Here is a 12,954-nt window from a genome sequence, read left to right as displayed (position 1 = left end):
GACCGGATGGATCGTGTGCGGTGGGGCATCATCGGCGTCGGCGACGTGACCGAGCGCAAGAGTGGGCCCGGGTTCCAGCAGGCCGAGCGGTCAGCGTTGGTGGCGGTCATGCGCCGCGACGGTGAGCGGGCCCGCGACTACGCGCGGCGCCACGGCGTCCCCCGGGCCTACGACGATGCCGACGCGCTGATCGCCGATCCCGAGGTGGATGCCGTCTACATCGCGACACCGCCGGATTCCCACTGCGACTACGCCGTCCGGGTCGCCCAGGCAGGCAAGCCGGTGTACGTCGAGAAGCCGATGGCGCGCACCGGCGCCGAGTGCCGGCAGATGCTGGAGGCGGCGTCCGGGGCGGGCGTGCCGGTGTTCGTGGCGTACTACCGCCGGACGATGCCCCGGTTCGAGTTGGCGCGCGAACTGATCGCGACCGAACTCGGCGAGGTGCACGCGGTCGCGGTGAAGCTGGAGCAGACCGACCGGACCAGCACGCCGGGACCGCTGCCCTGGCGGCTCGACCCGCGGGCGGCCGGCGGAGGGCTCTTCGTCGACCTGGCCTCGCACACCCTCGACTGGCTCGACCATGTGTTCGGCCCGATCAGCCGGGTCAGCGGGCATGCGGGGCACCCGCTCCGCGGCCGCGGTTCGGCCGAGACCAGCGTCGCGGCGTCCTTCACGTTCGCCAACGGCGTGCTCGGGACCGGACTGTGGGAGTTCGCGTCCTCGCGCCGCACCGACATGATCGAGGTCATCGGCACGGCAGGCACCCTGCGGATGCCGTGCTTCGGTGAGGACCCGATCCAGTTGATCCGCGGCGGCGAGTGCACCGCGATCCCCGCGCCCTACCCCGCGGTCGTGCAGTTGCCACTGATCCAGCAGATCACCGACGTGCTCACCGGCCACGCCTCAGCGGCGTCCAGCACCGGCGCGACAGCCCTGCGCACCGCCGATGTCGTGGACGCCGTCCTCGCGGACTACCGAGCCGAGCACGGCATCGTTTTCTCCTGAGCCCGCGACCGACACCTCATATCATCGACCATCACCTACCGCCGTATATCATCGACCATCACCTACCGCCGTGCGTCGGCCGATCAAGGGTAGTACCGGAAGCGACCTTGTGATGAAGATCAGGCTTCCAACTCAGCCAGCCACGAACCATCAAACTCCGGCTCCCGTTCTTCAAAGACCGCTAGCTGTTTGACGAGCGCCGCCTCATCCTTGACGAACCGGTGGTACTTCCGCTCGCCCTGTAGCACCAGCCAAACCAGAATGTCCTCCCACACGTCATCACTGATGAACCCGAGAACACTCTCTCCGCACGCACGATGACGCTCGGTGTCCAGCCCCGCCATGAGAAGTCGGCACCTCTCAGAGAAACGCGCCCCCGCAGCGCTTGGCCGAGGCGAAGGGAGCCGATGCTCATCGACACGTCGCCAGAACTCCGCCGCGCTCATCAGACGTGGCTGTGGCACGATCGTGATGTCGCGGGGCTCGGGAGCACGTTCCGGACGCGAGTATCCAGCCTCGCACTCACGCTTCGTCCGCCCCAGAAACCAGGGGCACGGCGGCGACGTCGTGCGCTGTACGGATACCAACACCTCCTCAAGCAATTCGACAGCCCGCGCCGTGAGCCTTGCCCCCGACAGACCCTCGAACCGCCTCACCGAGACGCAGAGATCCACCTCCACGACGTCGTGCCGCACACGAAGCCGTGGCTTCGCGTGATCTTCACGAAATGAAACCATGAGACTCAGGAATCCCGAGCCGAAGGAGTGCTTCCACCTCACCCAGTCGCCGTCCGTGGCAGCGAACTCGCGCACCACCGCATAACGTTGACTGACAGCGACCAACTGTTCTCGGGGGAAAAGACTCCGCCCATCGCCATCAAAACTCAGCGCCAACGCTCGATCAGACATCTGGGGAGGCCGCTTCAGGTGAGACGCGCCCGGAAGTGCTGGCCGACGTCCGGATCGACGACCACCTCTTGCGAGGCGGCGATGCCGTCGACCGTCAGCGGCGCGTCGACCGGGGTGTTGCGCTTGAACAGCGCCAACCCGATCGGGCCAAGCTCGTGGTGAATCGCGGCGGTGCCCATCCGGCCGACCACGCGACCCTCGGCCAGCACGTCGGTGCCGACCTCCGGCAAGCGCTCGTCCGAGCCATCCAGGTGCAGCAGCACCAGGCGGCGCGGGGGACGTCCGAGGGTGTGCACGCGGGCGACCGTCTCCTGGCCGCGATAGCAGCCCTTCTTCAGGTGAACCGCGTCGCCGAGTCGATCCCCGTCGGGCACCGCGATCTCGTTGGGGATCGCGCGAGCATCCGTGTCGAGGAAAATCCGGGGTTGACCGGCGGCGATCCGCAGCGCCTCGACGGCCCAGGTTCCGGCGCGAACCTCGCCGAGCGCCGCCTCCAGTTCAGCGCGTGGCACCACCCGGTATCGCAGCGGTGCATGCGCGGTGCCGAGTTCGCGCGTGGCGTTCGAGGCATCGTCGGAATCCTCGACATCGGCCCCAGCTGCACCGTTCATCAGGACTGTCCCGATGACGCCATAGGTGTCGCTCACGTCGGCGATCTCGACGCGGGAGGCGAACACCATCCGCCGCAGCCATGCGAGCAACGGCTCCAGGCGACCCGGCTCGGTGTGCGCCCAGAACGTCTCCCCGTCATCAATGCCCGCAAAGGCGTGCTCGATGTGGCCCTGCGGGTCGAGGATGAACGCGGACACCGGCGTTCCGGGCGCGAGGCCCTCGAACGCCTGCGAGGTGATCGCGTGCAGCCAGGTCAGCCGGTCGGGGCCGCCCACGGTGAAGACGGGCCGGTGCGAGAGGTCGGCGGCCGCCTTCCCCGCCTGCAACAGGCGCTGCTCGCGCAGCGGATCGCCGTAGTGCCAGATCGCTCCCGCGTCGGGGCCGTCGGTGTGGGCGACCGCGCCGTCGATACTCACGGGTCGCCTCACATCCGCCGCAACGTCGCCCACATGTAGGGGCGCAGCGGCTGATCGGTGGTGGCCCGGTCGAAGCTGTACATCAGCTGACCGTCGACGTTGCCGTACAGGCGCCGGCCTGCGGTGTACTCGACGGTCGCCAGCGGGGAGCGGACCACCGCGTCGGTGGTCAGGTCGAGCCGGCCGGGCGTGACCGGGCCGTACCAGATCTCGGAGTAGCCGTCGGGGCTGCACATCACCACGTCGGCCTTCGCATCGGGCGTGGCGCGCCAGAAGCCGGTCTCGATCGTGAGCGGGCGCTCGGGGCGGCCGTCGGCATCGAGGATGAACATCTGCGCGAGATAGTGCAGGTAGTCGCCGCCGTTCTCGGTGAAGTCGATCTGCACGCCGAACTGGATCTTCTCCTCCCCCGGCCATTCGCGGTAGCCGGTGCCTTCCCAGCGGCCCCGCAGCCAGGCCAGGCCGGCGAGGGCGGGGTTCAGGTCGGCGGGAATCTCGAACACGGTGTCTCCTTGCGTCGTCTCGGGTGCTCAACACTCAATCGGTCCCCATTCTTCCCCGTACCTATGCCTGATGCCGTCGCCCGACCTCAATGCGGTCGGCTGCGGGTCTGCGGGCATCGATGGTCGATTTCTATGTCCAGTTGCCGGCACCCCTCCCACGACAAGGGGCGATGCGTCGGCCTGTGGATCTGGACATAGAAATCGACCACCATCATCCACAGCCACCGACAACGAGTGCCTCGATCGAGCACTGCCCGCCGACCGTCAGGGCATGAATCACCGTTTCGATGACCTCGCCGACGACCACGGACTCGTGGTCGCGCGCACCGCGGCTGACCGACGCCGTCTCGTCAGGGCGGTTCGCGCGGGCCGCATGATCGAAGTCGCCCCCGGCGTTCACGCCGCCGCCGATCGCAGCATCACCCCGGCGCTTCGCGCACTCGCCTTGAGCCGGCGCGATCCCGACGGCGTGATCGTGGGCGCCGCCGCGGCGCAGTTGCTGTGGTGGCCGGGGGTGTCCGCCGAGGAGATCGTGGTGTCACGGTCCACGGTTCACCCGCCCTTCCCGGGGTTCCGGTGGACCCAGGCCGGCGTTCCGGCCGAACTGATCGCCGAACGGCACGGCCTCCGCCTGGCCAGTCCGGCGCTCAGTGCACTCCAGCTCGCCTCCACCCTGGGAGGCCGGGCGATCGACGAGGCATTCCGGCGCCGCGCCTGCTCCCTCGCCGACCTGCACGGCGCGCTCGACCTGATCCCGGGCCGGCCCGGCAACACACGCCTGCGGGCACTGTTACGCGATTCCCGCGACGAGCCATGGTCGGAGGCTGAGCGGGCGCTGCACCACGAATACCGGAGCCTCCGCCTCGGACTGGAGTACCGGACCAATCACCCGGTCGCGCTCCTCGACCGATCGCGCGCCTACCTCGATCTCGCCCTGCCCGCGCTCATGCTCGCCCTTGAGGTCGATGGCTACGCCTTCCATCACGACCGGGTGGCGTTCGAGCGCGACCGCGACCGGGATCTGCAGCTCACCTGCCTGGGCTGGCAGGTGGTGCGGATCTCCGCCTCCGCCTTTCTCGACGATCCCGTCACGACACGCGCGCGCATGCTCCAGGTCATTGGGGTCCGCGCCGAGACGCAGGGCTTGCGGATCGCCGCGCGCAACGCCCGGAAGGCTGCCCCACATATGACAACCTGGACGCCATGATCTCTCGCCGCCTCCTCCTCACCGGAGCCACCTCGGGCGCGGCACTGACGATCGCCGGGTGCACCCTGCAGCCCCGCGATGACGACACCCCGCCCCGGCTCCCTCCCAACGAACATCGCATCGTGGCCTCCCGGCTGACCGCCGACCTGGTCCTGCCACCGGGCCCCGACGGGGCGCTGGCAACGAGCCGTGCGCTGCTGGCCGCGGCCACTGCCGTCGTGGTGATCGGGCCCGGGGCCGGCACCACCACCCCGACCCCGGCGACCCCCACCCCGACAGCCAAACCTGCGCGCACCGCGACACCGGCCGCGAGTCCGAGCGCGCAACCGGCCCGGCCCGACCCTCACCTCACCGCCACGGCCGCGCAGGTCGCGCGCGACCTGGGCCTTCCCTTCTTCGCCTGGTCGCCCGGCCTGATCGCCGAACTCGACCGGCTGCAGACACGCACGGTGATCGCCTACGACGCCGAAGGTCTCGACTTCGGTTCCCGCGAGGTGATCCCCGGCCCGGCCGAGGCCGCCGAGGTGTCGCTGCCGGGCCTGCCCGCGACGCCGCCCGGCAGCGACGGGCTGTCGTTCGCCCACGGCGAGATCGCCGCACCCACGGCGACCACCCTGGCCGCGGCCGGCCTGCGGCCCCTGGGCATTCCGGTACCGCACCCGGGCGCCGACCTCACCTCGACCGCTCACGTCCGCGCCCACCAGGGACCGGTCGTCGCGATCGGCGAGGGATTCGGCGACGACCAGCAGTTCGCCACCCAGGTAAAGGTCACCCGCACCGCGCCAGAGTTCCCCGGCGGCGGAGTCGTCCCCTTCCCCGGCCGCCACATGATTGCGCTCTACGGCCACCCGTCGACGCCGGCGCTCGGCATGATGGGCGAGCAGCCGCCCGCCGCGGCCGTCGCCCGGCTCACGAAGCTGGTCGATCAGTACAAGCCACTGATCACCGACGACGAGGTGATGGGCGCGTTCGAGATCATCACCACGGTCGCCTCGGCGCAAGCCGGCGGCGACGGCGACTACTCCCACGAGACCCCGATCGAGCAGCTGATGCCGTGGATCGAGGCCGCCGAAAAGGCCGGGATCTACGTCGTGCTCGATCTGCAGCCGGGCCGCACCGACTTCCTCACCCAGGCCAAACGCTACGAGGAGCTGCTGCGCCGCCCCCGCGTCGGCCTCGCGCTCGACCCCGAGTGGCGGCTGCGCCCCGACGGGCGCCATCTGGTCAGCATCGGCCAGGTCGGCGTGGACGAGGTGAACCGGGTCGGCACCTGGCTGGCCGACCTGGTTCAGGCGCACGAGCTTCCGCCGAAGGTGCTGATCCTGCACCAGTTCCAGACCCGGATGATCACCGAGCGCGCCCGCCTCGACACCACCCGGCCCGAAGTGCAATACCTCGTGCACGTCGACGGCCAGGGCAGCCAGGGCGACAAGCAGAACACCTGGGCGGCGATCCGCGCGAACCTGCCCGCGCGCACCTGGCTGGGCTGGAAGAACTTCGAGGACGAGGACGCCCCGATGCTCACCCCGGCGCAGACCGTCGCCCAGGTGCGCCCCACCCCCCAGTTCATCTCCTACCAGTAGCCCGCAGAGAGGGACCCATGAAGCTCGTCATTCAAAGGGTGGCCCGCGCATCCGTCCGCGTCGGTAACGAGATGGTGGGCGCCATTGACGGCCCCGGCCTGTGCATCCTGGTCGGCGTCACGCACGGCGACACCGCCGCGGACGCCGACAGGCTGGCCGAGAAGGTCTGGGGCCTGCGGATCTTCGAAGGCGAGGTGTCGGCGTCCGATCTCGGGGCACCGATCCTGGCGGTCAGCCAGTTCACCCTGTACGCCGACGTGCGCAAGGGACGCCGCCCGTCCTGGTCGGCCGCCGCACCGGGTCCGGTTTCCGAGCCGCTGGTGGACGCCTTCGTCGCGGCGCTGCGTGCCCGGGGCGCCACGGTCGAGACGGGACTTTTCGGGGCGCACATGCAGGTCGAACTGGTCAACGATGGCCCCGTCACGCTCATCCTCGACAGCACCGTTTGGTCACGCTGAACATTCCGGGGATGGTCCGCACGACCTGACAACGCGGGACGGGCATAGAATGTCCGCGATCGAATCCCGCAAGGAGGGCCGATGGGACGCGTGCTCGCCGTGAGTTCCCGCGCAGCATCCGGCATCGGTGAGGCCGCGTTCGCAGCGCTCGGACTGCTGCCCCATGCTGTCCGCGAAATATTGCCCGATGCCCAAGTCGCAACCGAGGCAGGCAAGGTCGACATCGTCGTCCTCGACGGACGATCGGATCTCACGGTCGCCCGGCAGATGTGCCGCCTGCTCGCCGCCGCCGGCAGCGAGACCCCGATTCTGCTGGTGCTCAGCGAGGGCGGATTCGCCGCGGTCAGCCCCGATTGGGGGGTGACCGACATCGTGCTCGACTCCGCCGGACCGGCCGAGTTCGACGCGCGGATCCGGCTGGCGTTGCGCTCGGCGAAGGACGACGGCGTGGTCAGCGCCGGTGGCCTCACCATCGACGAGACCACCTACCACGCCTCGCTGAACGGGCGTCCGCTCGACCTCACCTACACCGAGTTCGAGTTGCTGAAGTATCTCGCGCAGCATCCGGGCCGGGTGTTCAGCCGCGAGACGCTGCTGGCCGACGTGTGGGGCTATGAGTACTACGGCGGCACCCGGACGGTCGACGTGCACGTACGGCGGCTGCGCGCCAAGCTGGGCGTCGAGCACGAGTCGCTGATCGGCACCGTCCGCAACGTCGGCTACCGGTTCAGCCCCGAGGCCTCGCGCCAGGACGCCAACGCTTGAGCACCCCGGCACGGCCCCCGGGCACGGGCGTCCACACGCGGGCGCACGCCGGAACTGTCGGAGCCCCGAGCTACGATCGGACGCCATGACATCGTCCCCCGCGTGGGTCGCCACTTTGAGCGACACCGATCTGTTGCGGCGCTTCGGCGCCGAGACGATCGCGCGCGGCCAGGCGTACTGCGACGAGAACAGGGTGGGCTCGATCAGGGCGGCGGGCAGCCTGGTGATGGCCACCGTCAGCGGCAGCCGCGCGAACCACTACCAGACTTCGGTGGTGTGCACCGCGGGCCCGGCCTCGCTGGTCGCCACCTGCACCTGCCCGGTGCGCCGCGACTGCAAGCACGCGGTCGCCCTGCTCGCCCGCCTGCGGCGCAGCAACGATCACCAGGCGCCCGCGTTGTGGCGCCAGGCCTTGGCGCCGCTGGTGCCACAGGCGTCCGGACGCCGTGGCGGCACCGCGCTGGCCCTGCAGTTGAACCTCAGCTACCACGAGTACTCGCTGCGCCCGCTGCGGCGCGGCGCCCGCGAGGCGTGGGTGAAATCGGGCGCGACCTGGGACGACATCCGCCTCAGCGTCGACACCTTCGACCCCAAGCAGCGCGAGGTGCTGCTCGCCCTGCTGGAGTCGCGGCGCCGCAACGAGTTCGCCTGGGGTCACCGCACCGACGCCCTGCCGCTCGGCGAGCTGCGCCCGGACGCCTGGGCGCTGCTGCGCCGCGCGCGGGATCTCGGCATTCCGCTGCTGTCGGGGGACAATTCGACGCGCTCCCTGCTCGCTGAGGAGGTGCTGCTCGCCGAGCCCGCCGAGCCCGCGGTGAGCCTGCAACCGGCGGGCGGCGGCGTCCGGCTGACCACCTCGATCCTGGTCGACGGCGAGCCGGTGACGGTGCCCCGGACGAGCTGGCTCGGGCGTCCGGCGCACGGGGTCGCCCTCGAGCGCGACGGACGCCTCGTGCTCGCGCCGCTCACCCGCCCGCTGGATCAGTCCGAGCACGGGCTGTTCGTGCACACCGGCGCGCTCGACGTGCCCGGCGCCGACCTGCCGTTGTTCGCGGCCGGCTACCTGCCGGCGCTGCGTCGCCGGGTTCATGTCGAGGTGGATCCGGCGGTCGATCTTCCCGCGGCGGCGCCGCCGGTGCTGGTGTGCCGGGTCGAGTTCGGCGAGGGCTCGGCGACGCTGCGCTGGAGCTTCCGCTACCGGCTCGGCGACACCGCCCACGAGTTGGGGCTCACCCCAGCCGCCCACGAGCCGCCCCTGCGCCAGCCGGACGCCGAGGCCGCACTCGCGGCGTCCGTACCGCCCGGACCGTGGGTCGAGGCGGGCGCGCAGGACGCCCCCGAACTGCGGCCGGCGTTCCTCACCGGGCGGGCACTGTTCTCGTTCACGGGGCGCACGCTGCCGCAGTTGGAGGCGCTCGACGGTGTCGAGGTGATCCTGGCCAGCGAGGCGCCGGTCTACACCGAGGCCGCCGAGGCCCCCGAGGTGCTGGTGCGGATCACCGAGCCCGAGGCCGGCGACTGGTTCAACCTCGACGTGCAGGTCGTCGTCGACGGCGAAGTGGTGCCGTTCGCGTTGCTGTTCGGCGCCCTGGCCACCGGCCGTGATCACCTCCTGCTCGACTCGGGGGTGTGGTTCAGCCTGGACCGTCCGGAGTTCGACCAGCTCCGTTCCCTGATCGAGGAGGCGTCTCAGCTCGTCGACCGCGACGGTGACACCTTCCAGCTGCGGCCCGAACATGCCGGCCTGTGGGCCGAACTGGTCGAACTCGGCGTGGTCACCGAGCAGTCCGAGGCCTGGCAGCGCGCCGTCGGCGCCCTGCTCGATCTCGACCAGCTGCCCGAGGTGCCCACCCCGGCCGGCCTGCGCGCCACGCTGCGCCCCTATCAGCAGACCGGGTACGCGTGGCTGTCGTTCCTGTGGCGCACCCGGCTGGGCGGCATCCTGGCCGACGAGATGGGTTTGGGCAAGACGGTCCAGGCGCTCGCGCTGGCCCAGTCCGCCTACGAGTCCGGCGAACTGGACGCCCCGCTGCTGGTGGTGGCGCCCACCTCGGTGCTGGGCACCTGGGCGTCCGAGGCGGCGCGGTTCGCACCCGCGTTGCGGGTGGTGAGCATCACCGAGACCCTCGCCCGGCGCGGCACCGAGCTGGCCGAGGCGGTGGCGGGCGCGCACATCGTGCTCACCTCCTACACTCTGCTGCGCCTCGAGGCGGACGCCTACATCGACCTGCCCTGGTCGGCGGTGCTGCTGGACGAGGCGCAGTTCGTGAAGAACCACGCCTCGAAGGCGTACCAGGCAGTCCGCAAGCTGCGGGCCCGGGTGAAGGTGGCGCTCACCGGCACCCCGCTGGAGAACAACCTGATGGACCTGTGGTCGCTGCTGTCGATCACCGCACCCGGGTTGTTCCCGCAGCCGAAGGCGTTCACCGAGACGTTCCGCAAGCCGATCGAGGGCGGGGACGCCGAGGCGCTCGGCCGCCTGCACCGCCGGATCCGGCCGCTGATGCTGCGCCGCACCAAGGCGGCGGTGGCCTCGGAATTGCCCGACAAGCAGGAGCAGGTGGTCGCCGTCGAACTGACGCCGGGGCACCGCAAACTGTACGACCGGCATCTGGCGCGCGAGCGGCAGAAGGTGCTCGGCCTGGTCGGCGATCTGGGCCGTAACCGGATCACGATCCTGCGCTCACTCACGTTGCTGCGCCAGTTGTCGCTGTCGCCGGCGCTGGTCGACGACGACTATCCGGGCACGTCGGCGAAGATCGACGCGCTGATCGAGATGCTGGGCGAGGTGATCGCCGAGGGCCACCGGGCGCTGGTGTTCAGCCAGTTCACCGGGTTCCTCTCCTTGGTGCGCCGGCGCATGGATGACGAGGGCATCAGCTACGCCTACCTGGACGGCCGCACCCGCGACCGGGCGGCACGCATCGACAAGTTCAAGTCCGGCGACGACCCGGTGTTCCTGATCAGCCTCAAGGCGGGCGGCTTCGGCCTGACCCTCACCGAGGCCGACTACGTGTTCATCCTCGACCCGTGGTGGAACCCGGCCGCCGAATCGCAGGCGATCGACCGGACCCACCGCATCGGGCAGGACAAGCCGGTCAACGTCTACCGGCTCGTCGCCGCCGACACGATCGAGGAGAAGGTGGTGGCGCTGCAGGAATCCAAGCGCGACCTGTTCGCCTCGGTGGTCGGCCAGGCATCCGACATGGCCGCACCGCTGTCGGCCGACGACATCCGCGGCCTGCTGGAGCCCTGAGCACGGCACCTGGCCATCGCCGCGGGCGGGAGCGTCATGCCACCACCACCAGCGAGGATCTGCGCCTGAGCACGGCCCCGGCCATCACCGCGGCGCGTGGTCAGATCAGCATGCCGAGGGTGCCCGCGACGATCAGCGCGAGCCCCGAGGCGGCCCGCCGGGGAAGGCGCTCGCCGAGGACGACCGCGGCGAAACCGACGGTGACCAGGATGCTGAGCCGGTCGATCGGGGCGACCAGGCTGGCGGGCCCCTCCTGCATCGCACGCCAGTAACACAGCCACGACGCCCCGGTCGCGACACCCGAGGCGGCGATGAACGCGAGGTCGCGGCGCGGGATCGCCCGTAGCACGCGCTGCTCGCCGGTGATGAACACGACGACCCAGGCCATCACCAGCACCACGACCGTGCGGATCGCCGTGCCCAGGCTGGATTCCACCTCGGTGATGCCGACCTTGCCGAGAATCGCGGTGAGCGCCGCGAAGCCGGCCGATCCGAACGCCCACGGCAACCAGGATCCGCCGCGGGCCACTCCTGACCAGGCTGAGCGCTCCACCATGAACCAGGTGCCGGCCACGATCAGCACCATCCCCGCGAGCCGGGTGAGCAGGTGGTCGGTCTCGCCCAGGAACACGATCGCGAACAGCACCGTGAGCACGATGCTCGACTTGTCGACGGCCGCCACCGTGCCTGCCTCGCCCAACTGCAGCGCCCGGAAGAAGCACAGCCACGATCCCCCGGTTGCCAGCCCGGACAATCCGAGGAACAGCCAGGCCCGTGGACCGATCGCGCCCAGACCCGCCTGCGACCCGACCACGAACACCATTCCCCACGCGCAGGCGAGCACCACGATGGTGCGCAGCGCGGTGGCCAGGTGCGAGGGCGCGTGAGCGATACCCACCTTGGCCAGGATCGAGGTGAGGCCGGCGAAGAAGGCGGCGCCGAGCGCAAAGACGATCCACATCAGCACGCGCTCCCGTTCACACCACCACGCTAGCCCGCGGCGGGCCCCCGTGGGCCGGCCGCCACTGCGCGAACGGCGTCGCTCGGCGGCACGCTGATCTGCGATGTGGTCGTTTTCTATGTCCAGATTTTCCTCTCTCCGCATTTGCCCTTGTCACGAGAGACCCGGTTTCATCTGGACATAGAAATCGGACATCCGGGCCCGCCGACCCACGAGCACACCCTCGCAATCTGCCTTGAGGCGAACCTCGAACGGCGCCGACGCCGGGCTAGGGTGAGCCAATGGAGACCAGCACGACCCTGACGCCCGGCCAGCGCGAGGCGGTGCTCGCCCTCGCCGAGGCCGCCGAGGCATCGGACGGCGTGGACCCCCTCAACGAGGAAGCCCGGCTGCAGTTGCGCACCGGCGAGGCGCGGCATTGGATCGCCGTGGCCGGCGACACGGATGCGAGCGGCACAGATGCGGGCGACGCTGAACCGGAGGGCAAGACCCCACCCGAGGAGAGCGGCGGCCATGCCACCGTCGTCGGTTATGCGACCTGGCAGCCCGCCAACGCGACCGGGCAGATCGTGGTGCATCCCGCGCATCGCCGCCGTGGCCACGGCACCCGGCTGTGGAAGGCGCTGGCCTCCTCGGCCGAGGCGCCCGCGGTCTGGGCGTTCGGCGACCTGCCTGCGGCGCAGGCGTTCGCCCGGGCCCGCGGGCTGGCACCCACGCGCGGCCTGCACATCATGGAGCGCGCGCTCACCAACACCGAACCGCCGGCCGCACCCGAAGGGGTGACCCTGCGTGGATTCACCGACGCCGACACCGAGGCCGTCCTGGCCGTCAACGCCGCCGCGTTCGCGAACCACCCCGAGCAGGGCCACTTCAGCGCCGCCGATCTGGCTGCCCGCCAGGCCGAGGACTGGTGGGACCCCGACGGCCTGATCCTGGCCGAGGACACCTCCGGCGTGGTCGGCTTCCACTGGACCAAACGCCACGACGCCACCACCGGCGAGGTGTACGTGCTCGGAGTCCACCCGCGCGCGGCCGGCCGCAAACTGGGTGCGCTGCTGCTGGACGCCGGCCTCGCCCGGCTGGCCGCCCACGGCAACTCCCGGGTGATCCTCTACGTAGATGCCGGCAACGACGCGGCGGTCCGGTTGTACCAGCGCGCAGGCTTCACGATCGTGCACACCGACACGCTCTACCGGGCCTGACAGCGCCGGTCTCGGCGAGTGGGGAAGTCCCCGCTCCTCCAGGTCGCGCCGCAGCATCGCCGCACCGGGCGTGAGGTG

Annotated in this window: 11 protein-coding genes; 7 read left to right on the top strand and 4 right to left on the bottom strand. The window is 70.6% G+C overall.

What is annotated here, in order from left to right:
- Positions 1-6 precede the first annotated feature (6 nt).
- Entirely contained in the window at positions 7-1,005 is a 999-nt protein-coding gene (locus QM708_RS10390) for a Gfo/Idh/MocA family protein (protein ID WP_415107803.1), read from the top strand.
- A 119-nt stretch (positions 1,006-1,124) separates the two neighbouring features.
- Here QM708_RS10390 and QM708_RS10385 read toward each other — a convergent pair whose 3' ends face one another.
- The 3 genes from QM708_RS10385 to QM708_RS10375 all read right to left on the bottom strand — a co-directional run bounded on the left by QM708_RS10385 (position 1,125) and on the right by QM708_RS10375 (position 3,444).
- The gene (locus tag QM708_RS10385; RefSeq protein ID WP_415107800.1) at positions 1,125-1,817 is read right to left on the bottom strand and encodes a DUF4240 domain-containing protein; all 693 of its coding nucleotides are present in this window, start codon (positions 1,815-1,817) and stop codon (positions 1,125-1,127) included.
- A 110-nt stretch (positions 1,818-1,927) separates the two neighbouring features.
- Positions 1,928-2,941, bottom strand: a complete 1,014-nt coding sequence (locus QM708_RS10380) for a YgfZ/GcvT domain-containing protein (protein WP_415107797.1) — start codon at positions 2,939-2,941, stop codon at positions 1,928-1,930.
- An 8-nt stretch (positions 2,942-2,949) separates the two neighbouring features.
- A complete protein-coding gene (locus tag QM708_RS10375) occupies positions 2,950-3,444 on the bottom strand; it encodes an FABP family protein (protein ID WP_415107795.1) in 495 nt (164 codons plus the stop codon).
- A 271-nt stretch (positions 3,445-3,715) separates the two neighbouring features.
- On the opposite strand from QM708_RS10375, the gene QM708_RS10370 reads away from it, so the two are divergent.
- The 5 genes from QM708_RS10370 (at position 3,716) to QM708_RS10350 (ending at position 10,713) form a co-directional block, all read left to right on the top strand.
- Positions 3,716-4,651 (top strand): DUF559 domain-containing protein, encoded by a 936-nt coding sequence (locus QM708_RS10370; RefSeq protein WP_415107792.1) that lies wholly within the window; start codon positions 3,716-3,718, stop codon positions 4,649-4,651.
- The gene (locus QM708_RS10365) at positions 4,648-6,234 is read left to right on the top strand and encodes a hypothetical protein (RefSeq protein ID WP_415107789.1); all 1,587 of its coding nucleotides are present in this window, start codon (positions 4,648-4,650) and stop codon (positions 6,232-6,234) included. The genes QM708_RS10370 and QM708_RS10365 overlap by 4 nt, the downstream gene beginning before the upstream one ends.
- A gap of 17 nt (positions 6,235-6,251) precedes the next feature.
- Positions 6,252-6,692: a D-aminoacyl-tRNA deacylase gene (gene dtd / locus QM708_RS10360; protein WP_415107786.1), complete on the top strand. Its 441-nt coding sequence runs from the start codon at positions 6,252-6,254 to the stop codon at positions 6,690-6,692.
- Between the two features lie 81 nt (positions 6,693-6,773).
- Positions 6,774-7,457, top strand: coding sequence for a response regulator transcription factor (locus QM708_RS10355; protein WP_415107784.1), 684 nt, complete (start codon positions 6,774-6,776; stop codon positions 7,455-7,457).
- Positions 7,458-7,542: 85 nt separating this feature from the next.
- Positions 7,543-10,713 (top strand): SNF2-related protein, encoded by a 3,171-nt coding sequence (locus tag QM708_RS10350; RefSeq protein ID WP_415107781.1) that lies wholly within the window; start codon positions 7,543-7,545, stop codon positions 10,711-10,713.
- Positions 10,714-10,813: 100 nt separating this feature from the next.
- Here QM708_RS10350 and QM708_RS10345 read toward each other — a convergent pair whose 3' ends face one another.
- On the bottom strand, positions 10,814-11,674 hold the full coding sequence (locus QM708_RS10345; protein WP_415111380.1) for an EamA family transporter: 861 nt from the start codon (positions 11,672-11,674) through the stop codon (positions 10,814-10,816).
- Positions 11,675-11,955: 281 nt separating this feature from the next.
- On the opposite strand from QM708_RS10345, the gene mshD reads away from it, so the two are divergent.
- Entirely contained in the window at positions 11,956-12,876 is a 921-nt protein-coding gene (gene mshD, locus QM708_RS10340; RefSeq protein WP_415107778.1) for a mycothiol synthase, read from the top strand.
- Positions 12,877-12,954: the final 78 nt, after the last annotated feature.

The sequence above is a fragment of the Propioniciclava sp. genome (assembly GCF_047602245.1).
Classification (GTDB): domain Bacteria; phylum Actinomycetota; class Actinomycetes; order Propionibacteriales; family Propionibacteriaceae; genus Propioniciclava.
This window is presented reverse-complemented; position numbering and strand designations above follow the sequence as displayed.